This window comes from Micromonospora sp. GCM10011541, assembly GCF_042650725.1.
Taxonomy (GTDB): Bacteria; Actinomycetota; Actinomycetes; order Mycobacteriales; family Micromonosporaceae; genus Micromonospora; species Micromonospora sicca.
In genome coordinates, this window is the sequence record NZ_JBHSBP010000023.1 from 23090 (window position 1) to 46982 (window position 23893).

Here is a 23893-nt window from a genome sequence, read left to right on the forward strand (position 1 = left end):
TGCTGCGGAGAATGAGGAGTTGAGCCATGCCCGCGTACGACAAGCTGTTTCGGCTCGACGGCCGAAGGGCTGTGGTGGTGGGTGCCGGCAGCGGCATCGGCCGTGAATGTGCCCGAGCGCTGACGGCGCACGGTGCCGAGGTCATCTGCGCCGACCGCGACGCTGAATCCGCCGCCCTCACCGCCCAGATGGCCGACGGCTCCCCGTACACCCTGGATGTCCTGGATGCTTCCGCAGTTTCCCGGGCTGCGGCTGAGCTGGGCGATGTGAGTGTTCTGGTCTTCACCGCCGCCACGAACGTCCGTAAGCGCCTGCTGGACTACACGCAGGAGGAGTTCGACCGGGTCGTCGGGCTCAACCTTGCCGCCTCCTTCGGGCTGCTTCGGGCATTCGGCGACGGGATGGCAAAGCGAGGCAGGGGCAGCATCATCGGCTTCTCCTCTATCCGCGCCTTCACGGTGGAGCCGGGTCAGGGCGTCTACGCGGCCACAAAGTCTGGTCTGGTGCAGCTGCTGCGGACCGCCGCCGCCGAACTCGGGCCGCGCGGTGTGCGGGTCAACGCGGTCGCCCCCGGTGTCGTGGAGACGCCCCTCACGGCGCAGATCAAGGCCAATCCGGAGTGGTACGACGCATACGCCGCCAAGAGCGCGCTCGGGCGCTGGGCACGACCGGAGGAGATGGCGGGTGCCGTGGTCTATCTCGCCAGCGACGCCGCGAGTTTCGTCACCGGCACCTGCTTGATCGTGGACGGCGGGTGGACTGCGGTCGACGGCCGTTTCGAGCCGCCCAACTGAATTTGGTGACGCGGCCAGCGTGCGATGAGCTCGTCATAACCGAGGCCAGTTTGTGCACCCTGTCCTGGTCCAAAACTAGGTTGCTGGCTTGATCAGGGCTTTACGCTGCGGTCTGGTATTCGTTGATCAGCCCGCCGAGGATCGGTCGCCGGTGGACCCGAGCGGCGTCGAGGTCAACGGCGTGCGGCGCAGGTTTCGGTGGCCGCTGATCCAGCGATTGGTGTGGTCGATGGCCGTTGTAGTGGCGGGTGTACCCAGCGAGCACGGCCGCGAGGTGGCGCTCGCCGACGATGAGTATTCGGTCGGTGCACTCCCGGCGTACGGTGCCCACCCACCGCTCGGCGAAGGCGTTTGCGCGGGGGTGCCTGCGGCGGGGTTTTGATCACGTCGATGCCTTCCGCGGTGAACACCGCGTCGAAGACCGCCGTGAACTTCGTATCTCGATCGCGGAGCAGGAACCGCAGTCCCGCTGCGCGCTGGCCGAGCTCCATCAGTAGATTCCGTGCCTGCTGGGCCACCCAGGCGCCAGTTGGATGGGCGGTCACCTCAACCACGTGGACTTGGCGGGTGGCGATCTCGACGAAGAACAGCACGTAGATCCGCTTGAGCACCACCGTGTCGACGGTGAAGAAGTCGCAGGCCAGGATCGTGTGGGCCTGGGCGGTCAGGAACTGCCGCCAGGTCGGTCCGGACCGTCGGGGTGCCGGGTCGACCCCGGCCTGGTTGAGGACAGCACCAACCTCGGCCGCAGCGCCCTCGTCCAGATCGGTGCCGTCGGCGGCGGCGTGCTGCTCGTCGCGATCGCCGCGCTGGTGCTGTCCCGGCGGCTGCGGTGGCGGGTCGTGTCGTGACCGGAGGGGCCGTCATTCATGCCGTATGCAGCGGCGGTCAGGTCGCCGCGAGCAGCGCCATGATGTTCTTCTCGGTGACGTTCGGGCCGGTCAGCTGACCGGCGACGGCGCCGTCGCGCAGCACCAGGACGCGGTCGCAGGAACCGACGAGTTCCTCCAGGTCGGAGGAGATCAGCATGACCGCCAGTCCGTCCACCGCGAGATCGTCGATGAGGGCCTGCACTTCGGACTTGGTGCCGATGTCGATGCCGCGGGTGGGCTCGTCGAGCATCAGCACTCGCGGGTGAGTGGCGAGCCAGCGGGCCAGCAGCACCTTCTGCTGGTTGCCGCCGGAAAGTTCCCCGACCGGCTGGTGCGGGCTGGTCGCCTTGATCCGTAACCGGCGCATGAAGGTCTCGACGATCCGGTCGAGGCGGGCCTCGGAGACGATGCCGGCGCGGGAGAGCCGGGGAAGCGCGGCGAGCGCGATGTTGTCGCGCACTGACAGCGAGGCGATAATGCCCTCGGTTCTACGGTTTTGCGGCAGCAGCCCCACGCCGGCGCGGACGGCGCCGGCGATCGAGCGCCGGCGCAGGCGGGCGCCGGAGACTGTCACCTGCCCGGCGTCCAGCGGCATGGCGCCGGCGATCGCCTTCGCCGTCTCGCTCCGACCGGCGCCCAGCAGGCCGCTGAGGCCGACGACCTCGCCCGGCCGGAGGTTGATCGACACGCCGCCGAGAACGTGGCGGCGGGTGAGGCCGGTAGCCTGCAGGATCGGCGGGTCGGCGGGCTCGACGGCTGATGCGCCGCCGGGGGCGGTCGCCCCGAGCGCCACCCGGCGGCCGAGCATCAACGACACGAGTCGCATCCGGTCGAGGCCGGCGAGCGGGCCGGTGTGTACCAGCCGGCCGTCGCGCAGTACCGTGGCTCGGTCGCAGATCCGCTCGATCTCGGTGAGACGGTGGCTGACGTAGACGATCGACCGGCCCTGGTCGCGCAGCGTGTCGAGCATGCTGAGCAGTCGTTCGACCTGGTCGTCGTCCAAGCCGGCGGTGGGCTCGTCGAGGACGATTACCGAGGTGCCGGTGGCGACCGCGCGGGCCACCGCGACCAACTGCTGGATTCCGGCGTCGAACGACTCGAGGGGCCGTCGTACGTCGATCCGCAGGCCGCAGTCGGCCATGATGTCGCGCGCCCGGGTGTTCATCCGCGCGACGTTGATGAGGCCGAGCCGGTGGCGCGGTTCGCGGCCCAGGAACAGGTTGCGGGCGATGCTCATCTGGGGGACGAGATTGGCCTCCTGGTGGACCGCGCCTATCCCGGCGCGCTCGGCGTCGCGGGGGGAGGAGAACCGTACCGGCGTGCCGTGCAGCCGCAGCACCCCGGCGTCCGGTCGGTCGATGCCGCAGAGCACCTTGACCAGCGTCGACTTGCCGGCGCCGTTCTCGCCGAGGATGGCGTGCACCTCGCCCCGCCGGAGCGTGAACGAGACGTGGTCGAGGGCGCGTGTGCCGGGGAAGTCGCGGACCACGCCCGCGGCTTCGATCACGGTGCTGCTGCCTGCCACGGTGCCTCCTCGTAGCGGCCGGCGAGTCGGCTGAGGCGAATGATTGCGCACGGCGGGTGCAAAGGTAAAGACGTCAGGGGCGGGCGACGTGCAGCCGGACGGCCCGGTTGGCCAGTTCGTCGAGCACGTCGCGGGGGGCAGCGTCGTCGGTCACGAGGTGGTCGATCTCGTCCGTGGGGACGGTCTGCACCATGGTGTCGACTCCGATCTTGGTGTGGTCGGCGAGTACGACGATTTCCTCGGCGGCCGCGGCGAGCGCCCGGTCGACGCTGGCGACCTGCATGTTCGGCGTGGAGACGCCCCGTTCGGGGGTGAGACCGTTGCCCGAGATGAAGGCCCGGCGGACCCGTAGACCGGCGAGCGAGCGCTCGGCGGCGCTGCCCACCAGCGCGAGGATGGCGCCGCGCAGCGTGCCGCCGGTGAGGACGACCTCGACCCGCGGCGCGTTGGCGAGCGCCTGGGCCACCAGCAGCGAGTTGGTCACGACGGCGAGCTCGGCGTACCGGGTGAGCTGTTGGGCGAAGAGTTGGGTGGTGGTGCCGGCGCCGATGACGATGGCGTCGCCGTCCTCGACGAGCGAGGCGGCGAGCTCGGCGATGGCGGCCTTCTCGGCGGCGGCGACCTGGGCCTTCTGGGCGTAGGTGGGTTCGCGGGACAGCGCGCCGGGTGGGGTGGCCAGCGCGCCGGGCAGGGTTGCGCCGCCGTGATGGCGGTTGAGCAGCCCGTCGGCCTCCAGGATCCGCAGGTCACGTCGCACGGTGACCTCTGAGGACTGGACGGCCTGGGCGATGTCCCGCAGGGAGACCGCGCCGTTGGCGTGCATCAGTTCGAGGATGCGTTGCCGGCGCTCGGCGGCGAACATGGTTCGCCGGCCCTCGGTCGCCGTCCGGGAGTCGTCGCCAGGTGCCACGTTGTCCTCTCTTCGTGAACGGGTCGGTCTGGTTCTGATCGTACTCTTCACGCCTCCCCACCCCGCTGAGAGCGCTCCCGGATCGTTTCTGACCGGATCTGATCGAATGGTATTGACTTGAGATCGTGACGGTGATTGATTGTTTCCCAACGATTTCAGGCAGGCTCTCCCGCCCGGCCTGGCCGGCCCAATCGCCGGCCCGGGCCCGGGCGCTGCGGCCTGCCCTCTCGCGCCACGCTCGTGAGAAAGGGGCCCTGAACGATGAGAAGAGCAGCCACCGCGCTGATCGCCGCGGTCTGCGTGATCGGCGGCGTGCCCGGGGTCGCGCGCGCCGAGGCGACCTGGCATCCGGGCACACCACCGATCGCCACACCGTGGACCGGCCAGGTGTCGCCGGACAACGCGCTTCCCGACTACCCCCGGCCGCAGCTGGTCCGTAAGAGGTGGGAGAGCCTGAACGGGGTCTGGCAGTTCGCGGGGGCACAGGAAGGCGAAGCCCCGCCGATCGGCGAGCAGCTCAGCGAGCGGGTGCTCGTGCCGTACCCGATCGAGTCGGCGCTGTCCGGCATTCAGCGGCACGAGGACCGCATGTGGTACCGGCGCTCCTTCCAGGTGCCGGCGAACTGGCGGATCGGCGGCGACGAGCGGCTGCGCCTCAACTTCGGCGCCGTCGACTACGACGCCACGGTCTGGGTCAACGGAGTCCAGGTCGCCACCCACCGCGGCGGCTACGACAGCTTCAGTGTCGACGTCACCGACGCCCTGCGCGGTCGGGGCGCCCAGGAGCTGGTGGTCGGCGTCGAGGACCGCACCGACAAGACCTGGCAGCCGATCGGCAAGCAGCGCAACGTGCCGGACCGGGGGATCTTCTACACCTCGTCGTCCGGGATCTGGCAGAGCGTCTGGATGGAGCCGGCGCCGGCGAGCCACGTCGACCAGCTGCGGATGACGCCCGACGTGGACGACGCCAGCCTCCGACTCACCGCGCAGGTCACCGCGGGCGACGGCCGTACGGTTGAGGCCGTCGCGTACGCCGGCAACAAGGTCGTCGGCCGCGCGTCGGGACCTGCCGGCGCCGAGCTGCGCGTCCCGGTACCGAACCCGCAGCTCTGGTCGCCCGACTCGCCGTACCTCTATGACCTGACGGTGCGGGTGCTGGACGGCCCGAAGGAGGTCGACCGGGTCGAGTCCTACTTCGGCATGCGCGAGGTGACCAAGATCAAGGGCGCGGACGGGAAGCTCCACCTGGCCCTCAACGGCAAGATCCTGTTCAATCTGTCCACCCTGGACCAGGGTTACTGGCCGGACGGCATCTACACCGCACCGACCGATGAGGCGTTGCGCTTCGACATCGCCGAGACCAAGCGGCTCGGCTTCAACACGATCCGCAAGCACATCAAGGTGGAGCCGGACCGGTGGTACTACTGGGCCGACCGCCTGGGCCTCATGGTGTGGCAGGACATGCCCGCCATGCGTACCGGGGGTATCCCACCGGTCGACGCGCGGCAGGAGTTCGAGCGGCAGCTGAAGGAGATCGTCGACGAGCACCAGAGCTGGACCTCCATCACGGTCTGGGTGCCGTTCAACGAGGGCTGGGGCGAGTGGGACCGCACCGCTACCGGCCGGATCGCCGACGAGCTGCGCGCCCAGGACCCGAGCCGGATGGTCAACGCGCACAGCGGCGTGAACTGCTGCGCCTCCAAGGGCGACTCGGGGCGCGGCGACATCATCGACTTCCACCAGTACCTCGGCCCGGCCTCACCGATCCCCAGCGGGGACCGGGTCGCCGTGGACGGCGAGCACGGCGGCCTCGGGCTGGAGGTCCCCGGCCACATGTGGTTCGGCGACGGGCACGGCTACGAGATGACGCCGGACAGCGCCACCCTCACCCGGCGCTACGTGGAGAACCAGCGCGACCTGCTGACCGTGGCCAACCGCTGCGGGCTCTCCGGCGGTGTCTACACCCAGACCACCGACGTGGAGCACGAGGTCAACGGGTTCTACACCTACGACCGCCAGATCCAGAAGATGGACTTCGACCGGGTCCGGGACGTCAACCGTGCCATCGTCCGCTCGGTCGACGGCACCGGCGCGAACGCGCCGCAGCTGCCGCCGGGCACGCCCGGGCTGACCGGGGTGGGCTGGTGGCCGCTGGACGAGGGCACCGGCACGGTGACCGACGACAAGGCCGGCAACCACGACGGGACGCTGATGAACGGCGCGACGTGGACCACCGGCCACTCCGGCAGCGCGGTGCAGCTCAACGGCCTGAATCAGTACGTCGACACCCGCGCCGCGATCCTCGACACCACCGGTAACTACACCGCGTCCGCCTGGGTGAAGCTGGACAGCCTCGGCGGTTTCGCCACCGCGGTGAGCCAGGACGGCAGCAACCACAGCGCCTTCTTCCTGCAGTACTCGGGCGCGGACAACCGGTTCGCGTTCAGCTTCGCCGGGGTCCGGGCGCTCGCGCCGACCGCACCGGAGACCGGCCGCTGGTATCACCTGGTCGGGGTGCGGGACGCCGCCACCGGCACGCTGACGCTCTACGTCGACGGGCAGCAGGCCGGCACGGCCAGCTCCTGCCTGGGCGAGGCGTCCAGCGGACCGACGGTCATCGGACGGGCCTGGTACAACAGCGGCCCGGTCGACTACTGGCGCGGCGCGATCGACCAGGTGCAGGTCTACGATCGCGCCCTGTCCGCCGCCGAGGTCGCCCAGCTCTATGCAGCGGGAGCCAGCAAGTGAGGCAGATCCGCCTCGTCGCCGTCGTCGCCGCGGTGTTGACCGCGGCGGCGACGGCCGCCCCTGGCGCCGCCGCACCGCCGCAGGGCCCGCCGCCGCCGGCTGCCGCGTCCCCGTATCCCACCGTCGGCGCGGGTACCCACTTCCTCGACCACCGGCGCTACCTGACCGGGTACGCCGAGCCGGCCTGGTACGAGGCGAACATCCCCTTCGTGGACCTGCCCGACCAGCAGATCCAGGACGTCTACTACTACCGCTGGCGGGTGTGGAAGGAGCACCTGCGCTACGCCGGCCCGACCGACGGCTGGGTGCTGACCGAGTTCCTCGACTGCTGCGGGTACGCCGCGCCGTACCAGGCCATCAACGCCGCAGCCGGGCACCACGTCACCGAGGGCCGTTGGGTGCGCGACCAGAGCTACCTGAACGACTATCTGACGTTCTGGCTCACCGGCCCTGGGCAGCGGCCGCAGACGGTCAACCCCGAGGCGCCCGACTGGGCGCACGAGTACAGCTTCTGGGCGGCGACGGCCGCCTACCAACGCGCGCAGGTGACCGGCGACTTCGCCTTCCTCCAGCGCCTGCAGGACGCCCTGATCGCCCAGTACCTCGATTGGGACAACCACTTCGATCCGGAGCTGGGGCTCTACTGGCAGCGCCCGGTCTGGGACGCCAAGGAGCTGTCCCCGGCGAGCTACGCCTCCAGCGACCACTTCGGCGGCGTGCACACCTTCCGGCCGTCCATCAACGCCTACCAGTACGGCGACGCGCTGGCGATCAGCGCGATCGCCCGGCGCAACGGCGACGAGAAGGTCGCCGCCGAGTACGCCGGGCGTGCGGCGGCGCTCAAGGCCAACGCGCACCGGTGGCTGTGGGACCCGGAGGCGAAGTTCTGGCTGGACATCATCGACGAGAACAACCCGACCCACGAGCGGCAGCAGGTCCGCACTGAGGTCGGCTTCATCCCGTGGCAGTTCGGCCTGGCCGAGCCGGCCGACTCGGTGGCCTGGCGGCAGCTGCTGGACCCGCAGGGCTTCGCCTCGGCGTACGGGCCGACGACGGTCGAACGGCGCAGCCCCTACTTCATGAGCGAGGCCGCCCAGGGGTGCTGCCACTGGGACGGACCGTCCTGGCCGTACAGCACCTCACAGGCGCTGACCGGCCTGGCAAACCTGCTCGACGACCAGCCGGCGCGGGACGACATCGGTCGCGACGACTACTACGCCCTGCTGCGGACCTATGCGCTCACCCAGTACCGCGACGGCCGGCCGTACGTCGCCGAGGCACACCACCCAGACGAGAAACGCTGGATCTACGACGGACACTCGCACAGCGAGGACTACCTCCATTCGTCGTACACCGACCTGGTCATCTCGGGTCTGCTCGGCCTGCGCCCACAGGACGGCGGCACGCTGAAGCTGAAGCCGCTGGTGCCGGACGCCTGGGACCACTACGCGATCGAGAACGTGCCCTACCACGGGCACAACGTGACGGTGCTGTGGGATCGCGACGGTTCCCACTACGCGCAGGGCGCCGGGCTGCGCGTTTACGTCGACGGCGCGCTGCGTACGGTGGCCGCCGAGCCCGGCCCGCTCACCGTGCCGATCGGCGCGACCGAACCGGCCCCGCAGACCGTACGCCTGGTCAACGACGCGGCGAATCCCCTGCGCACCGGCTACCCCAAGCCCATCGCGTCCTACACCTCGCCGTACGACAATCCCTGGAACGCGCTCGACGGCAAGGTGTGGTTCAACGAGGTGCCGCAGAACACCCGGTGGACCAACTACCGGTCGCCCAACGCGCAGGACTGGTACGGCGTCGACTTCGGCGGCCCGACCCGGGTCCAGGACGTGCGTTGGTACGGCTACGACGACGGGGGCGGCGTACAGGCCGCGGCGGACTACCGGTTGCAGTACTGGACCGACGGCGCCTGGGTCGACGTCCCGGAGCAGCGCCGTTCCAGCCAGCAGCCGATCGGGAACGGCCTCAACCGGATCACCTTCCCGGCGCTGACGACCGACCGGCTCCGGCTGCTCTTCACCAACCCCGTCGGGGCGTTCGTCGGCGTCAACGAACTGCAGGCATGGAGCACCTCCAGCGCGGCCGCCGGATTCGTCGTCGGCGACGGCGGCCAGGTGTCGGTGCGGCCGGGCCAGGCCACCACCGTGACCACCACGTTCACCAACCGGTCCGACCGGCCCGCCGAGGACGTCTCGGTCAGCCTCGCGGCGCCGCGCGGATGGACGGTGACGCCCCTGGACGCCGTGCTCACCCGGCGCGTGCCACCGGTCGGGACGATCACCACCAGGTGGTTGGTCCGCCCGGCGGACGGGGTGGCGCCGTGCGACGACGCGGCGCTGACCGGCGAGGCTGTCTACACCGTCGGCGGGGTGCGGCAGCCGACGCACGCCCGGGCGACCGTCGAGGTCGGCTACGACCCGGCGCAGCCGCGCGGCCTGCGCGGCGACTACTACGTGAGTACGGGACCGGGGGCCTTCGACTTCGGTGCGCTGAAATCGTCCGCGGTCGACCCCAACCTCGACTTCGACGATCTCGAACCGGTCCTGCGGCAGCGCACCGGCCAGTCCGACGACGTCACGGTCCGGTGGACCGGCTCGATCGTGCCCAGGTACTCGGAGACCTACACCTTCTCGATGATCGGCGACAACGGCTTCCGGCTGTGGGTCGACGGGCGACTGTTGATCGACAACTGGACGGACAACTGGGACGTCGAGCGGACCGCCGCCCCGATCACCCTGCGGGCGGGGACCAGCTACGACATCAAGGTCGAGTACTTCGAGCACTACGGCGGCTCGAACCTGCACCTGCGCTGGCAGAGCCCGAGCCAGCCGAAGGGCGCCGTCGAGACCTGTGCGCTGTATCCCCCTGCCGATTGAAGAATCCCTTAGCGAAAGGACCTCTCATGTCCAGGACATCCGGATTGGCGGCGGTCGCGCTGGCCGCGCTGCTGACCACCGCGGCGTGCGCCAAGAGCGAGGACAGCGGCGACACGCCCACACCAGCCGGCAGCGCGGGCCAGCAGGTCGTGCAGAGCGCGGGCGCCACCGGCCCCACCTGCACCCTGCAGAGTTTCGGCGGGCAGAAGTTCGACCTCAAGAAGGACGTGATCGGCTTCTCCCAGTCGGAGAAGGAAGCCAACCCGTTCCGCATCGCCGAGACCAAGTCCATCAAGGACGAGGCCGCCAAGCTCGGCATCGCCAACCTGCGGGTCACCAACGCCCAGTCCCAGTTCTCCAAGCAGATCTCGGATGTTCAGCAACTCATCGCCCAGGGCGCCAAGCTGCTGGTCATCGCGCCGTTGAACTCCGACGGCTGGGAACCGGTGCTGAAGCAGGCGGCGGAGAAGAAGATCCCGATCATCACCATCGACCGCAAGATCAACGCTCAACCGTGCACCGACTACCTCACCTTCATCGGGTCGGACTTCTACGAGCAGGGCAAGCGGGCTGCCGACCAGATGGTCCAGGCCCTCGGCGGCCAGGGTGAGGTCGCCATCCTCCTCGGCGCGCCCGGCAACAACGTCACCACCGACCGGACGAAGGGTTTCAAGGACCGCATCCAGGAGAAGGCACCCGGCATCACCATCTCGTTCGAGCAGACGGGCGAATTCACCCGGGAGAAGGGTCAGCAGGTCACCGAGCAGCTGATCCAGTCCCGACCCGGCACCAAGGGCATCTACGCCGAGAACGACGAGATGGCGCTCGGCGCGGTGACGGCGCTCAAGGGCGCCGGCAAGTCGCCCAGCCAGGTCAAGATCGTGTCGGTGGACGGCACCCGCGCCGCCGTGCAGGGCATCGTCGACGGCTGGCTGTCCGCGGTCGTCGAGTCGAACCCGCGCTTCGGCCCGCTCGCCTTCTCCACCACCCAGAAGTTCCTCGACGGCGAAGGGATCCCGGCCACCGTGATCATCAGTGACCAGGAGTACACCACGGCGAACGCCAAGGAGAGCCTGGGAAACGCGTACTGATGGCGACCGCGGTTCTGGAGGCCCGGGGAATCTCGAAGGGATTCCCCGGCGTCCTCGCCCTCGACGACGTGTCCTTCCGGCTGGACGCGGGGCAGGTCCACGCCCTCGTCGGCGAGAACGGCGCCGGCAAGTCCACCCTGATCAAGGTCCTCACCGGCGTGTACCGGCCGGACCGTGGGACGCTGCTGCTGCGCGACGAGCCGGTCACCTTCGACAACCCCCTCGCCGCCCAGCGGGCCGGGATCTCGACCATCTACCAGGAGGTCAACCTGGTCCCGCAGATGAGCCTCGCGCACAACCTCCTGCTCGGGCGCGAACCGCGCAGCCGGCTCGGGGTCATCGACACGACGCAGCTGTACGCCGAGGCCGAGCGGGTGATGACCCGGTACGGCATCCGCACCGACGTGCGCCGCCCGCTGCGCTCGCTCGGCATGGGCACCCAGCAGATGGTGGCGCTCGCCCGCGCGGTCTCCATCGAGGCCCGCGTGGTGATCATGGACGAGCCGACCTCAGCGCTGGAACCGCGAGAGGTGGACACCCTCTTCGGTGTCATCGCCGACCTGCGATCCGAGGGCATCTCGGTGATCTACGTGAGCCACCGCCTCGACGAGCTGTACCGGATCTGTGACCGGGTCACCGTGCTGCGCGACGGCCGGGTCGCGCACGACGGGCCGCTCGACGAGCTGGCCCGGGTGGAGTTGGTCGCCCTGATGCTCGGCCGCGACCCCGCCGAGATCCGGCGGGATGGCGCGACGAGGTTCACCGGCGAGCACACCACCACGGCCGGCGAGCCGCTCGTCGAGGCCCGCTCAGTGTCCCGCCGGCCGGTCCTGCGCGACGTGTCCGTGCAGGTCCGTCCCGGCGAGGTGGTGGGCCTGGGCGGGCTGCTGGGCGCCGGGCGCAGCGAGACGGCCAAGGCGATCGCCGGTGCCCTACCGGTCGACGCCGGCACGGTGACGGTGGCCGGGCAACAGGTACGTCGTGGCTCTCCGGCGGCGGCGATCCGGGCCGGCGTCAGCCTCGTCCCCGAGGACCGCAAGGCCGAGGGGATCGTGCCGACCCTGTCGGTACGGGACAACATCGCGCTGGCCGCCCTGCCCCAGATGTCCCGCTCCGGAGTGGTGTCCGACGCCCGGATCGACCGGATCGTCGACAGCTTCATGCGGCGGCTGCGCATCAAGGCCGCCTCGCCGTACCAGAAGGTCTCCGAGTTGTCCGGCGGAAACCAGCAGAAGGTCCTGCTGGCCCGGTCACTGGCCACCGGCGCCAAGGTCCTGCTGCTCGACGAACCGACCCGGGGCATCGACGTCGGCGCCAAGGCCGAGGTGCAGGCGCTCATCGACGAGCTTGCGGCCGAAGGGCTCGGCGTGCTGCTGATCTCATCCGACCTGGAGGAACTGGTCGAAGGGGCGGACCGGGTCGTGGTCCTGCGTGACGGCGCGGTCGCGGGCGAGCTGAGTGGCGACCAGGTGACGGAAGAAGCGATCATGGCAACGATTGCCGCGACGGGAGAGACCGATGGCTGAGCTCGCGGCCGCGCCGCACGTGTGGGGAGGGCGGGCACGCCTGCTCACGTGGCTTCAGGAGTACGGCGTCTACGCGTCGGTGCTCGCGCTCCTGCTCTTCAACGTGGTGTTCACGCCGCACTTTCTGGAGGTGGCGAACTTCCGGACGCAGCTCATCCAGGTCGCGCCGGTCGTGATCACCTCACTCGGCATGGCGCTGGTGATCGGCACCGAGGGCATCGACCTGTCCGTCGGTGCCGTCATGGCGCTCGCCTCGGCGATGGTGGTGCTCTACCTCGGCTACGGCGCTCCGGTCGCGATCGTCGCGGCTCTGATCGCCGGCGCGGCCGCCGGCGCAGCCGGCGGGGCGCTGGTGGCGTACGTGGGGGTGCAGCCGATCGTGGCGACGCTGGCGCTGCTGGTCGGCGTACGCGGCCTGGCGAACGTGCTCGTGCCGCAGCTCACCGAGTTCCGCAACCCCACGCTGATCACCCTTGGCAGCCAATCTGTGCTCGGCCTGCCGCTCGTGGTCATCATCGCGGCGGCGCTCACGGTACTGGTCGCGTTTCTGGTCAAGCGCACCACCTTCGGTCGCCAACTGGTCGCCGTGGGCGGCAACCGGGCCGCGAGCCGACTGTCCGGCCTGCCGGTACGACGCGTCCTGATCACCGTCTACATCATCTCCGGCCTACTCGCCGCGGTGGCCGGGGTGCTGGCCACGTCCCGGCTGCAAGCCAGCGACCCCACCTCGCTGGGCCTGCTCATGGAACTGTCCGCGATCACCGCCGTGGTCGTCGGCGGCACCCCGCTCACCGGCGGCCGAGTCCGCGTGCTCGGCACCGTCATGGGCGCCCTGCTCATCCAGCTCCTCCAAGCCACGCTCATCAAGCACAACCTGCCGCAGTCCTGGACCCAGATGGTCCAGGCGGTCATCATCCTGGCCGCCGTTTACGCCGCCCGAGGGAGGCGCGCATGACCACCACCATCGCCGACGCGGACGCCGGCACCGACGCGCGGCGCCGGCCGGGCACGCTGCGCCGCGAACGAATCGGCCACCTCGTCCAGCACCACGGCGCGCTCATGGTGCTGGCGGTCACCGTCCTGCTCGGAGCCGTCGCCTTCGACTCGTTCACCACGCCACAGAACGCCGCGAACATCGTGGTGTCGTCATCGTTCCTGGCCATCGTCGCGATCGGGATGACCTTCGTCATCATCAGCGGCGGCATCGACCTCTCCGTCGGCTCGTCCTTCGTGCTCGCCGGGGTGCTGGCCGCCTACGGCTCCCGGTATGGGCTGCTCGTCGCGCTTTTGCTGCCCCTCACAGTGTGTGGCGCGATCGGCCTGCTGCAAGGGCTGATCGTGGCGCGCACCGGCATGGCGCCGTTCATCGTGACCCTGGCCGGCCTGCTAGGCATGCGTGGACTCATGCTCGCGGTCTCCGGCGAAGGGGCGAACACCTACCTGGTGCAGAACGGCGCCTTTAGCGCACTGGGCCAGACGTCCCTCCTCGGTCTCACCGTGCCGGTCTGGATCACGCTCGGTCTCGTCCTGCTGGGCGGGGTGCTGCTCCAACGCACCGCCTTCGGGCAGAACGTCTATGCCATCGGCGGCAGCGAAGAGGCCGCAGTGCTCATGGGCGTGCCGGTCACCCGGGTCAAGGTCATCGTCTATCTCATGTCCGGACTGCTCGCCGGGTTGGCGGGGGCACTCAACGCCGCCCGCTTGTCCTCGGGCGTGACCATCCTCGGCGCCGGCATGGAACTCGATGTCATCGCCGCCGTGGTGATTGGCGGCACGTTGCTCACCGGCGGCGCCGGCGGGCTCACCGGAACGATGGCGGGAGTGCTCCTGCTCGGCGTCATCCAGAGCCTGATCAACCAGATCGGCGTGCTCACCTCGTCGTTCCAGCAGGTCGTCAGCGGCGCGTTCCTCGCTCTAGTGGTGGTCACACAGCGGATCCTGCACCGGGCGCAGCGATTGTCCTGAGGTCAGGTCGCGGCACGCGCCACAGCCGCGATCAGGACGCTGCCTAGGTGTCCTGCCGATCTTGTAGTGGTTGATCGTTGACGATGTGCCGGTGGTGCGTCGTGGTGAGCTGACCGATGAGGCGTGGGCCGTGATCGCGCCGCTGTTGCCCGAGCCTGGTGGGTCTCGGGACGGTGACGGGATCACCGGCAGGTCATCAACGGGATTCTGTGGAAGCTGCGAACGGGTGCGCCGTGGCGCGACCTGCCCGAACGGTACGGGCCGTGGAAGACCTGCCACGAGCGGCTGCGCCGGTGGACCGCGGACGGGACGTGGGACCGGATCCTGTCCGCGGCGCAGGTCCACGACGACGGCACACCGGTGCAGTGGACGATCAGCGTCGACTCGTCGATCGTGCGGGCGCATCAGCATGCCGCTGGCGCCCGCAAAAAGGGGGCTCCGCGGCAAGTCCGGCGACGCCTGGTGCGCAAGATGGCGAGGCCATCGGCCGGTCCCGAGGTGGGTTGAGCACGAAGGTTCACCTCGCGGTCGACGGACGCGGTCGGCCGTTGTCGATCCTGCTCAGTCCCGGCCAGGCCGGTGACAATCCGCAACTGCTGGCGCTGTTGGACGCGATCCGGGTCAACGAGCCCGGACCTGGACGCCCTCGCAAACGCCCGGCGCTCTGCCCCGCCGAGGAGGCGACGGTGCATGACGTCGGCCTCCCCTATCGCCGGCTTCTCGCTGGGCCCGCACGTGGAGCCGGCTCTGCCGTTCCCCGCGGCGGACCCGTCTCTGTCGAGATGCCGGAGATCAGTGCTGGGCCTGGAACAGCCAGTACTGCTTCTCGATCGCCGCGGTGATCTCGATGAGCAGGCCCTGCGAGACCAGGTCAGTCTGGGCGGTTTCCGATACGGTCCCGCGCAACGTGCGGATGAGGATGAGTAGGGCGTCGCTGATGATCTCGACCACAGCTCCGTCCTCGATATCGCCGTGCTCGATATCCGGCAGAGTGGACGCGCCGGCCACCGTCGCCGCCCGGCCGTCCGGGTTGAAGCCGATGGCGGCGGCCCGTTCCGCGACCTGGTCCGAGAACCCGCGAGCGAGGTCGGCGATCTCGTCCAGCTGCAGGTGAAGGCTGCGGAAGTTCGGTCCGGTGACGTTCCAGTGGGCTTGCTTGGCGAGCAGGCCCAGGTTGATCAGGTCAGCCAGCACCTGCTGGAGCGCCTCACCGGTCGTCTTCCGGGCCTCATCGCTGAACGTGCCACGCACAATCGCCATGGCTTCCTCTCTTCGTGCTTGGGTGGGACAACCCGCCTGGTCGGTCTGTCCCGTGAATGGACCCCTGCCTCAACGCATTGGTTAGTCACCATCTGTCACCAGATGGGGCACCGACCAGCTTATTGTTGACAGATCAACATGAGGGTACAGTCACCGGTGGCGGCTGGATACTCCGCGGTGCGAAGTCTCTGGGCGGGCCCGTTCATCCTTCGCGAGGCACACCGTCACGTAAGAGACGGGCCCTGCCCCGGCTGCCGGCGGTCCGCCCCCCTCGTGATCTCAGGAGGCCCCCTTGTCGACCCGTGTGACGGACAACGTTGCCGAATCCCGCTTCGAAATCTTCGACGGGGAAGAGCTTGCGGGCTTTGCCCAGTACCACCGCTTCAAGGATGAGGTTGCCTTCATTCACACCGAGGTCGATGACCGGTTCGCGGGCCGGGGGCTCGCCGGCACGCTCGTCGAGGCTGCCCTGACCACAGTGCGCGAGCAGAACCTGAAGGTGCTGCCCTACTGCCCGTTCGTCCGCAACTGGATCACGAAGCACCCGGAGTTCAAGCAGCTTGTGCCTTTGGCGCAGCGCCCGCGTTTCGGGTTCTGAGTGACGCAGCGGTGAGCTACGAGCTGTGACCGGAGCGCGACGAGAGGACGACCGCGATGAGCAACCTCGAACCCACCCCGCAGCTGCTGCTGCGGGGTGGCCGGGAGGCTGTCTCCGGGCAGCCCGTCCAGGAACTGCTGAAGCCCCGCATTGCATCCCTCGGCAGCACTGCGGTGCGGCGGCTGCTGCCCAATCTGGGCCGCCGCATGGTGGGCGCTTGGTGTTTTGTCGACCACTATGGGCCGGACGACATTGCCGAGGAGCCGGGCATGTGGGTGCCGCCGCATCCGCACACCGGCCTGCAGACTGTGAGTTGGCTGCATGAGGGAGAAGTCCTGCACCGGGACAGCCTCGGGAGCCTACAGACGATTCGGCCCCGTGAACTCGGCCTGATGACTGCCGGACGGGCAATCTCCCACGCCGAGCAGTCGCCCCGGCAGCACGCAGCCCTGCTGCACGGCGCGCAGCTGTGGGTGGTGCTGCCCGACGCGCACCGCGATACCGCACCCGCCTTCGAGCACCACGCCGCGCTCCCCACCCTCAACTCCCCGGACGGCCTGCACGCAACCGTCATCCTTGGGGAGATCGACGGCATGCGCTCTCCGGGTACGACCTACACGCCCCTGCTGGGTGTGGACATCGCCCTCGCCGACGGTGCTGACGTCCGGCTGCCTGTTGAGCCTGATTTCGAGTACGCCGTGCTGACCATGTCCGGGGTCACCCGTGTCGACGACGTGCTGCTCGAGCCGGGATCCATGCTCTACCTCGGCTGCGGGCGGCGGGAGTTGCGGTTTGAAGCGGATACTGACGCCGGCCTGCTGCTCCTAGGTGGCGAACCCTTCGACGAGAAGATCGTCATGTGGTGGAACTTCATCGGCCGTAGCCAGCAGGACATCGAGCAAGCTCGGGAAGACTGGATGTCCGGCGATCGGTTCGGCGCTATCAACGGGTTCGACGGGCAACCTTTGCCGGCTCCGGAGCTGCCCCCGACGCCGCTCAAGGCCCGGGGCCGCGTCCGCTGAGAACCTGCGGAGGCAGGCTTGCCGCTGGCCGAACCGGCAATTCGGGCACGAACAGCGGATGTACAGCCGTCGCCCGCCGCGTCGTGTGGACCGCTGTTATGCGTAGACCTGCGGTTTGTTGACGCATCAACGTGGGCTGGTTATTGTTGACGCATCACTAACGACGCCGTGGGTGCGGGCTGCCCGGCGGCGACCTCGGCTCAGACGAGGCGCTGGAACGTTCCTGCCCGGCCGGCACTGACAGGGAGAATCATGAGGGCGCTGGTTGCTCGGTCGTATGGGCCGGTGGAAGAGCTCGACTCCGCGGACCTGCCCGCCCCCGTGCCGGGACCGGGCCAACTGCTGGTCCGACTGCAGGCGGCCGCCTTGAACCCCGTGGACCAGGTGCTGATCACGGGCGCGATGCGCGAGGCTCTGCCCGTACGGCATCCGTTCGTGCCGGGTGTCGACGTGAGCGGCGTCGTCGAAGCCGTCGGTGCGGGCGCCACGCGTTTCCGTGTCGGCGACCCCGTCATCGCGTGGAATGGCGTGCCCTCCGGTGCCCTGGCTGAATACGTCCTGATCAACGACGCTCCCTCCGCGTCCCGTCGACCCGCCGAGCTGACCCCGGCGCAGGGCGCGGCCCTGCCCACCGGCGCGCTCACCGCAGCCGCACTGCTGGACCTCACCAACGTCGCCGAAGGCGCTAGCGTCCTCGTCGTGGGTGCGACCGGCGGTGTCGGTTCCTACGCGGTTCAGCTGGCCAAGCGGGCAGGACTGACCGTGCTGGCTACCGGGCGCTCCGGCGACCGCGACTTCCTCGCCCGGCTGGGCGCCGACCATGTCCTCGACTACCGCAGCGTCAACGTGGCCGAGGAGGCACACCGCCTGGTGCCCGGCGGCGTCGATGCGGTGCTCGACCTGGCCAACGCCGGACCCGGGCTCGCCGCTACCGCCGCCGCCGCCAAGGACGGCGGCCAACTGGTCTCCTCGCTCGGCGGACCGCCCGCGTTCGAGCGCGGAGTCACCGCGGCCTACGGCGGAACCACCACACCCGAGGGCCGGCTTGACGCGCTCGCCGCACAGGCCGCCAAGGGAGAACTGCGCATCGAGATCGACTCCGAATACCCGTTCGACCAGGCCCGCCAGGCCCTTCTTGACTTCACGGCCAAGCACGTCCGCGGCAAGATCGCCGTCGTTTTCTGACCGCCCCTGTAACCCGGGCATCCGCCACGGCCAGCTGCCACGCAGCGGGCCACCCCGATCCCGGCCCGTGCGTCCGATAAGAGGGCTGGAGTTGTGGTGGGTGTCCCGTCCTCGAACCGCGGTGCCCGCCGCATGGTCGCCGCCGCCCGGACGTTGTGCTTGATCACGTCATAAGGAGGACCATGAGTCTTCCCGGCTCGCCCGCTGTCTCTTTGCGCGGCGTCAGCCGTACCTACGGCGAGGGGCCGAAGCGGTGCGCGCCCTCGACAGCGTCGATCTCGACTTTCCGGGCGGCAGGTGGACGGCCGTGATGGGGCCATCTGGCTCTGGCAAGTCGACGCTTCTGCACTGCGCCGCAGGTCTAGAGCGGGTGGACGGCGGGCGCGTGCTGCTCGGCGACACCGACATCACCGTCGCTAGCGACGACACGCTCACCGAACTACGCCGCGCCCGGATCGGATTCGTGTTCCAGAGCTTCAACCTGATCGGATCGCTCACCGCCGCGCAGAACGTGGCGCTGCCGCTGCGGCTCGCCGGCCGTCGCCCGACGAAGGCCGAGGTGCATGGCGCGCTGACGGCCGTCGGCATGGGCGAACGGACCGGGCACCGGCCGCGCGAGCTCTCCGGCGGCCAGCAGCAGCGGGTGGCAATCGCACGGGCAATGGTGACGCGCCCCGAGGTGATTTTCGCCGACGAGCCCACCGGCGCGCTGGACACATCCGCCGCGCGCAACGTCCTCGAGTTGCTCCGCAGGACGGTCCAGGGCGGACAGAGCATCGTGATGGTGACACACGATCCGGCTGCGGCGGCCGCCGCCGACTCCGTGGTCTTCCTGCGGGACGGCCGGGTCGTCGACATGCTGGGCGGCGCCGACGTCCGGGCCGTGGCGGACCGTCTCGTGGCGCTGGAGCGCTGAGATGCTGCGGATGAGCTGGGCGAGCTTCCGCGAGCGCTGGACGCTGTTCATCGGGGCGACGCTGACGGTGTGCCTCGGGGTGGCGCTCGTGCAGTCGTCGCTGTTGTTGCTGATCTCGGCCGCGACCCAGCACACGCCGGCCGGACTCTCGCCGGTCGGCGAGATGCGGTTCGCGCAGAGCCGGGAGACGTTGGTGGCCCTGCTCGGCGTGACGCTCGGGTTCGCCGCGCTGCTCGCGGTGTTCATCATCAGCTCGACATTCGCCTTCACGGTCGAGCAGCGCCGCCGTGATCTGGCGCTGCTGCGGCTGATCGGCGGTGGCCGCGGCCACGTGCGCCGGCTACTGCTCGGCGAGGCCGTGCTGCTCGGCGCGCTCGGCACCGTCACCGGCGTGCCGATGGGCGTCGCGCTGATGGCGGTGCAGACCTGGCTGCTGCGGACGCTGGGTTTCGTACCCGATGGGTTCGTCGGGCAGTGGCGCGGGTGGATCCTCCTCGTCTCGTTCGGCGCTGGCATCGCGCTGGCGGTCGCCGGGGTGCTGGTCGCCGCACGGCGCGCCGGCCGCGTACGCCCGCTCGAGGTACTGCGCGACACCGGCGAGGCCGCCCGGATCATGACGATGGGCCGCTGGGGCACCGGCCTGCTGTTCATGGCCGGCGCCGCCGCGCTGATCGTCCTCTCCCCGGTCGGCGGTGCGGTCGGTGGCCAGGCCATGGCCATGAACGTCTCGATCTGCGCCGCGATCGCGTTCACCTTGCTCGGACCGCGGCTGGTGCCCGCGTTCGCCCGGCTGCTGCCGGGCGGGGAACGCTCGCCGAGCTGGCCCAGGCGAACGTGCGCGACAACGCGCGGCGCAGCGCGTCCACTGCGGCGCCGCTGATCGTGCTGGTCGGACTGGTGCTCGGTCAGGCAGGTTCGGCGACGTGATTCACCGCCTCCGTTGAGGCGGAGCAACGACGCGGAACGGCGGCTGATCTGGTGGTCGAGGGCACCAGCCGGGCCGCGGTGGGGCTCGCCGGGGTGCCGGGGCTCGCCGCGGCCTCAACGGAGATCGAGGCACCGGTGGCGTTGACGACCGGCAGTGGCGAGATGGCCTACACCTGGTACTCGTCCGCGCTGATCATCGACCCCGCAGCGTACGAGCGGGCGCATCCGGGCAGCGCCGGGCTGACCGCTCTGCGCGGGAAAGCGGTGGCCGCGGGCCCCGGCGCGGACGGCTTCTCGGTCGGGGACACCGTCGGCGTACGGATCGGTGACGTCGACCTCGGCCGGCTACCGGTCGTGGCGGCGGTCCCATCCGCGATCGGCGGCGGTGCCAGCCTGCTGCTGCCTCCGGGCCTGGTGCCCGAAGACCAGCTGGCCGAGGCGCCGTCCCGCACGTTCGTGACACTGGCCCCCGGCGCGGAGGCGGAGGCCGTCACGACGGTACTGGCCGGCGTGGGCACCATCCGGGGGCTGGACGACTGGCTGGCCGCCGACGACGCGGCGCGGCGCGCGACGAGCACCGGCGTCCTGTTGATGGTTATGGGACTGGGCGGCCTGTACGCGTTGATCGGCGTCGTGAACTCCGTGGTCATCGCCTCGGCAGCGCGGCGGCGCGAGTTCGCAGCAGGTCGGGCGACCGGACTCACGCGCGGCCAGGTGGTACGGATGGTGTTGGTCGAGTCGTCGATCGTCACCACGATCGGTCTGCTGCTCGGCGCCCTGGCCGCCGCGGGCACGTACGTCGCCGTGCTGGTCACCACGTCGGCCGTCACCGGTGTCGCGACGCTGTCCGTGCCGTGGCCGCTCGTGCTGTCGATGGTGACCGGCGCGTTCCTGTTGACCGGCGTGACGAGCACGTTGACGTCCTGGTCCGCGACGCGCCCAAGCTCGGTGTCGCTTCTCGCGGCACGCGAGTGACGCGTGTCTGCGGCGCTCGCTGGACCTGCCGCCGGGCAGGCGAGCACCGATCCGGATCCTGGCCCCGGCCCACCTATAGTGACTGTGGGTCGGCAGAAGACAGTGGGATGAGGCCGGCCTGACCGGCGAGCTTGCCGATGCCGATGCCGAGGCCGAGCGGCCGAGCCCCACAGTAGCTCGGTCTGAGCCGCAATAACCCGGCAGGGCGCCGTTTCACCTCTCCACACCGTTTCCGTCGGAATCACTAGTCATATGGCTGTCTACGGCACGGAGAAGGCGCTCCAACATCTCTCCGAGGAGAACGACCTCACCGGGCGAGAGTGGATCGAAAAATAGTTTCCGTACTGTCTCCACGTGCCTCGGCGCCGCCGCCTTAATCGCCTGACGTCCCTGTTGGGTAAGGCGCACCATGGAGCCGCGGGGGTCATCAGGACAAGGCTCGCGCTGCACCAGGCCGCGCTTCTCCATGCGGCTGATCTGGTGCGATAGTCGACTGCGTTCCCACCCAACCTCCGCACCGAGGTCCCTGGCCCTGAGCAATCCCTCTGCGGATTCGGACAGTGGTGCGAGCAGGGCGTAGTCCGCTCCGGAGATGTTGGAGTCCCGCTGCAGCTGTAGGTCCTGGGCTCGCTGAAGCTCGCGGCGCAGACGCCGGTACTTCGCCCAGACGTCGGCCTCGTGGGGTGTTAGCCACCGCGGCTCGGACACACCGGCAGGTTAACACGTTGTTGACACGTCACGGCGGGCTGCTGAAGCGATAGGACGTGTGCCTTCGGTGCGTTTGCGGTCGTAGTAGGCCCCCGATGGCGGTTGGCATCCCATGCACGTCAATGCGGCCATGCACATCGCTCGGCGCAACCTGCGGTTGTAGCGGCTGGGGTGTGTAGCCGCCCGGTCCGCTTGCCGGAATTGTTCGCGACCGGAGCGAGGAGGCGCTGCGGGCGCGTCTTGCGTACGCGGCATGAGGACCTACTGGCCAGCCGCAGCGGTGAAGGCGGACAACAGGCTTTTGCCGTTGCCTCGTGGGCGCAACTAATCCAAGAAGGATCAGGTGACAAGCCGGTGCGCGATCGAATGACCGAGATCCACCGCCGCCTCACCGACAGGGAAACGGTGTCGGTAGGCGGCACCCCCGGTCACGCCGACACGGGGCGGGGTTCCTCCGCCGTCTGCGCGAGCGCCTGGAACGGGTACATCAGTGATCTGCCACCGTGGACGAGCAGGACTGGGCCGGCTATGTCGCCGGCCTGGACCGCGGACTCGACGAGCTGAACGTGGAGATCGGTCGAGCCGCGGACCGGCCGGAGACGGGACCGAGCGTCGAGGACGTGCTGCTCACGCACACATCGGCGCTGGAGCTCACCGGCTGGCGCATGCGATTCGGCATCCTCGATGCGAGGGTCGCAGCGGTCCTTTCGGGGAATCCTGGCCGCTGAGGACGAATTGAGCCCTATCGAGGCGCTGGTGTCGGCGGTACCGCCGCACCGGCTGAGCCTCTCGCGCGGTCGATGGACGACCTGCGGCGCGTTGCCGGGTCGTGACAGTCGCGTCGTGGGGCCGGACGCCTCGATGAGGCGACCTCACCGGCAGGCGGTGTCCGGCACCGATGGCGCGGAGAGCGTTCCGAGCCATCGGTGAAGATCCCCTGACCGATACCAGCCGGCACGGCGAGAGGTCCGGGTCACGCGGGATTCTGTGCGACGACGACCTTCACCGTGGAGTGCTTGCGACGCAGTTCCTTGAGTGGCTGGTACTCGGGCGAATCCCAGAACCGCTGGACGGTCTCTCGGTCGGGAAATTCGTGGATCACCACGGTCGGCGGCGTCCAGTCGCCTTCCAACACCAGGGCGTTGTCATCGGTGACGATGTTGCGGCCCCCGAAACGCTCGATTAGCGGCCCGGCGCCCTCGACGTACTCCCGGAATCCGTCCTGGGTGGCGATATCAAGGTCGATGACGACATAGGCAGTCACGATTGGTCTCCTCCTTCGACTTGCAGATGGGCGTACGCCATCCACGGTAGGAGCCGATCATGGACGTATCCATGCGAGTGATGCCTCATTCAATACTCGGTCGTACCATCCCGAGGTATCTTTGGCCGCGTGGACGTGTTCAGCGAGGTCATCGGCTCCATGCGGACCGGGCGGGCCAAGTTCGCCCGGACCCGGCACCTGGGACGCTGGGGTAACAGGTTCGGGCCGCATGCGGGGGCGGGCTTCCATATCGTGCTGGCCGGTAGCTGCTGGCTCGTACCGGCTCAGGGTGAGCCTGTTCAGCTGTCCGCCGGCGACGTCGTGCTGTTGCCCCACGGCACGGCGCACGGCCTGACCGACAGCCCGGACCGAACGCTTGCCGCACTGCCGCCGGACACGGATGGCCCGGATGACGGCGACGGGGATCAAGACGTCGGCTCCGCGACCCTGCTCTGCGGCGCCTACCGTCTCGACCACACGCAGGCTCATCCGTTCCTGCGGTCCCTGCCGCAGGTCATCCACCTGCCCGCGCAGCTGGGTCAGCACCCCGCCCTGCGTTCCGCCGTGGACCTGTTGACATCTGACCTGTCCAGCCCACAGCCGGGCGCCGACGCCGCCCGGCCGGCTCTGCTGGATCTGCTGCTGGTGTACATGCTGCGCGCCTGGTTGCAGGAGGAGTCCTCCCGCCGTCCGGGCAGCGGCTGGCATGCGGCGCT

21 protein-coding genes and 3 pseudogenes are annotated in these 23893 nt (G+C 69.6%); 17 read left to right on the forward strand and 7 right to left on the reverse strand.

Features of this window, described 5'->3' with window-relative positions:
- Window positions 1-26: 26 nt before the first annotated feature.
- Window positions 27-794, forward strand: coding sequence for an SDR family oxidoreductase (locus tag ACFOYX_RS09435; RefSeq protein ID WP_322443220.1), 768 nt, complete (start codon window positions 27-29; stop codon window positions 792-794).
- A gap of 100 nt (window positions 795-894) precedes the next feature.
- Here the strand turns inward: ACFOYX_RS09435 and ACFOYX_RS09440 are convergent, their stop codons facing one another.
- Window positions 895-1125 (reverse strand): integrase core domain-containing protein, encoded by a 231-nt coding sequence (locus ACFOYX_RS09440; protein WP_322443219.1) that lies wholly within the window; start codon window positions 1123-1125, stop codon window positions 895-897.
- Between the two features lie 202 nt (window positions 1126-1327).
- On the opposite strand from ACFOYX_RS09440, the gene ACFOYX_RS09445 reads away from it, so the two are divergent.
- Window positions 1328-1645 (forward strand): hypothetical protein, encoded by a 318-nt coding sequence (locus ACFOYX_RS09445; protein ID WP_322443218.1) that lies wholly within the window; start codon window positions 1328-1330, stop codon window positions 1643-1645.
- 37 nt (window positions 1646-1682) lie between these two features.
- Here the strand turns inward: ACFOYX_RS09445 and ACFOYX_RS09450 are convergent, their stop codons facing one another.
- Together ACFOYX_RS09450 and ACFOYX_RS09455 are read right to left on the reverse strand one after the other, a co-directional pair.
- Window positions 1683-3191, reverse strand: coding sequence for a sugar ABC transporter ATP-binding protein (locus ACFOYX_RS09450; protein WP_322443217.1), 1509 nt, complete (start codon window positions 3189-3191; stop codon window positions 1683-1685).
- A 73-nt stretch (window positions 3192-3264) separates the two neighbouring features.
- Window positions 3265-4101: a DeoR/GlpR family DNA-binding transcription regulator gene (locus ACFOYX_RS09455; RefSeq protein ID WP_322443216.1), complete on the reverse strand. Its 837-nt coding sequence runs from the start codon at window positions 4099-4101 to the stop codon at window positions 3265-3267.
- Window positions 4102-4362: 261 nt separating this feature from the next.
- Between ACFOYX_RS09455 and ACFOYX_RS09460 the strand changes: the two genes are divergently transcribed.
- The 7 genes and pseudogenes from ACFOYX_RS09460 to ACFOYX_RS09490 all read left to right on the forward strand — a co-directional run.
- Window positions 4363-6849 carry a LamG-like jellyroll fold domain-containing protein gene (locus ACFOYX_RS09460; protein ID WP_322443215.1) on the forward strand — a complete coding sequence of 829 codons (2487 nt, stop codon included), beginning with the start codon at window positions 4363-4365 and terminating at the stop codon, window positions 6847-6849.
- Entirely contained in the window at window positions 6846-9740 is a 2895-nt protein-coding gene (locus ACFOYX_RS09465) for a PA14 domain-containing protein (protein WP_322443214.1), read from the forward strand. The genes ACFOYX_RS09460 and ACFOYX_RS09465 overlap by 4 nt, the downstream gene beginning before the upstream one ends.
- A gap of 26 nt (window positions 9741-9766) precedes the next feature.
- Window positions 9767-10831, forward strand: a complete 1065-nt coding sequence (locus tag ACFOYX_RS09470; RefSeq protein ID WP_322443213.1) for an ABC transporter substrate-binding protein — start codon at window positions 9767-9769, stop codon at window positions 10829-10831.
- Entirely contained in the window at window positions 10831-12357 is a 1527-nt protein-coding gene (locus ACFOYX_RS09475) for a sugar ABC transporter ATP-binding protein (RefSeq protein WP_322443212.1), read from the forward strand. The genes ACFOYX_RS09470 and ACFOYX_RS09475 overlap by 1 nt, the downstream gene beginning before the upstream one ends.
- On the forward strand, window positions 12350-13312 hold the full coding sequence (locus ACFOYX_RS09480) for an ABC transporter permease (RefSeq protein WP_322443211.1): 963 nt from the start codon (window positions 12350-12352) through the stop codon (window positions 13310-13312). The genes ACFOYX_RS09475 and ACFOYX_RS09480 overlap by 8 nt, the downstream gene beginning before the upstream one ends.
- Window positions 13309-14322, forward strand: a complete 1014-nt coding sequence (locus ACFOYX_RS09485; protein WP_322443210.1) for an ABC transporter permease — start codon at window positions 13309-13311, stop codon at window positions 14320-14322. Before ACFOYX_RS09480 ends, ACFOYX_RS09485 begins: the two co-directional genes overlap by 4 nt.
- Before the next feature lie 94 nt (window positions 14323-14416).
- A pseudogene (locus tag ACFOYX_RS09490) lies at window positions 14417-15158 on the forward strand (IS5 family transposase); the annotation flags it as partial.
- Here the strand turns inward: ACFOYX_RS09490 and ACFOYX_RS09495 are convergent.
- On the reverse strand, window positions 15115-15516 hold the full coding sequence (locus tag ACFOYX_RS09495) for a DNA starvation/stationary phase protection protein (RefSeq protein ID WP_377533880.1): 402 nt from the start codon (window positions 15514-15516) through the stop codon (window positions 15115-15117). The pseudogene ACFOYX_RS09490 and the gene ACFOYX_RS09495 sit on opposite strands and share 44 nt — an antisense overlap.
- Window positions 15517-15874: 358 nt before the next feature.
- Here ACFOYX_RS09495 and ACFOYX_RS09500 point away from each other — a divergent pair, with 358 nt between their 5' ends.
- The 6 genes and pseudogenes from ACFOYX_RS09500 (at window position 15875) to ACFOYX_RS09525 (ending at window position 21205) form a co-directional block, all read left to right on the forward strand.
- Window positions 15875-16180 (forward strand): GNAT family N-acetyltransferase, encoded by a 306-nt coding sequence (locus ACFOYX_RS09500; RefSeq protein ID WP_322443208.1) that lies wholly within the window; start codon window positions 15875-15877, stop codon window positions 16178-16180.
- A 56-nt stretch (window positions 16181-16236) separates the two neighbouring features.
- A complete protein-coding gene (locus ACFOYX_RS09505; RefSeq protein ID WP_322443207.1) occupies window positions 16237-17202 on the forward strand; it encodes a pirin family protein in 966 nt (321 codons plus the stop codon).
- A gap of 285 nt (window positions 17203-17487) precedes the next feature.
- The gene (locus ACFOYX_RS09510) at window positions 17488-18387 is read left to right on the forward strand and encodes an NADP-dependent oxidoreductase (RefSeq protein ID WP_322443206.1); all 900 of its coding nucleotides are present in this window, start codon (window positions 17488-17490) and stop codon (window positions 18385-18387) included.
- 182 nt (window positions 18388-18569) lie between these two features.
- A pseudogene (locus ACFOYX_RS09515) lies at window positions 18570-19303 on the forward strand (ABC transporter ATP-binding protein).
- Window positions 19304-19313: 10 nt separating this feature from the next.
- Window positions 19314-20183 carry an FtsX-like permease family protein gene (locus ACFOYX_RS09520; protein WP_322443205.1) on the forward strand — a complete coding sequence of 290 codons (870 nt, stop codon included), beginning with the start codon at window positions 19314-19316 and terminating at the stop codon, window positions 20181-20183.
- 98 nt (window positions 20184-20281) lie between these two features.
- Entirely contained in the window at window positions 20282-21205 is a 924-nt protein-coding gene (locus tag ACFOYX_RS09525) for an FtsX-like permease family protein (protein ID WP_322443204.1), read from the forward strand.
- A gap of 213 nt (window positions 21206-21418) precedes the next feature.
- On the opposite strand, the gene ACFOYX_RS09530 is transcribed toward ACFOYX_RS09525, so the two are convergent.
- Both ACFOYX_RS09530 and ACFOYX_RS09535 read right to left on the reverse strand, forming a co-directional pair.
- Entirely contained in the window at window positions 21419-21913 is a 495-nt protein-coding gene (locus ACFOYX_RS09530; RefSeq protein WP_322443203.1) for a MarR family winged helix-turn-helix transcriptional regulator, read from the reverse strand.
- Between the two features lie 48 nt (window positions 21914-21961).
- Window positions 21962-22134 (reverse strand): annotated as a pseudogene (locus ACFOYX_RS09535) (transposase); the annotation flags it as partial.
- Between the two features lie 282 nt (window positions 22135-22416).
- Between ACFOYX_RS09535 and ACFOYX_RS09540 the strand changes: the two are divergent.
- Entirely contained in the window at window positions 22417-22641 is a 225-nt protein-coding gene (locus ACFOYX_RS09540) for a hypothetical protein (protein WP_322443202.1), read from the forward strand.
- A 245-nt stretch (window positions 22642-22886) separates the two neighbouring features.
- Here the strand turns inward: ACFOYX_RS09540 and ACFOYX_RS09545 are convergent, their stop codons facing one another.
- Window positions 22887-23177 carry a DUF1330 domain-containing protein gene (locus tag ACFOYX_RS09545; protein ID WP_322443201.1) on the reverse strand — a complete coding sequence of 97 codons (291 nt, stop codon included), beginning with the start codon at window positions 23175-23177 and terminating at the stop codon, window positions 22887-22889.
- 129 nt (window positions 23178-23306) lie between these two features.
- Here ACFOYX_RS09545 and ACFOYX_RS09550 point away from each other — a divergent pair.
- On the forward strand, window positions 23307-23893 hold a 587-nt coding region (locus tag ACFOYX_RS09550; protein WP_377533881.1), incomplete at its 3' end, for a cupin domain-containing protein.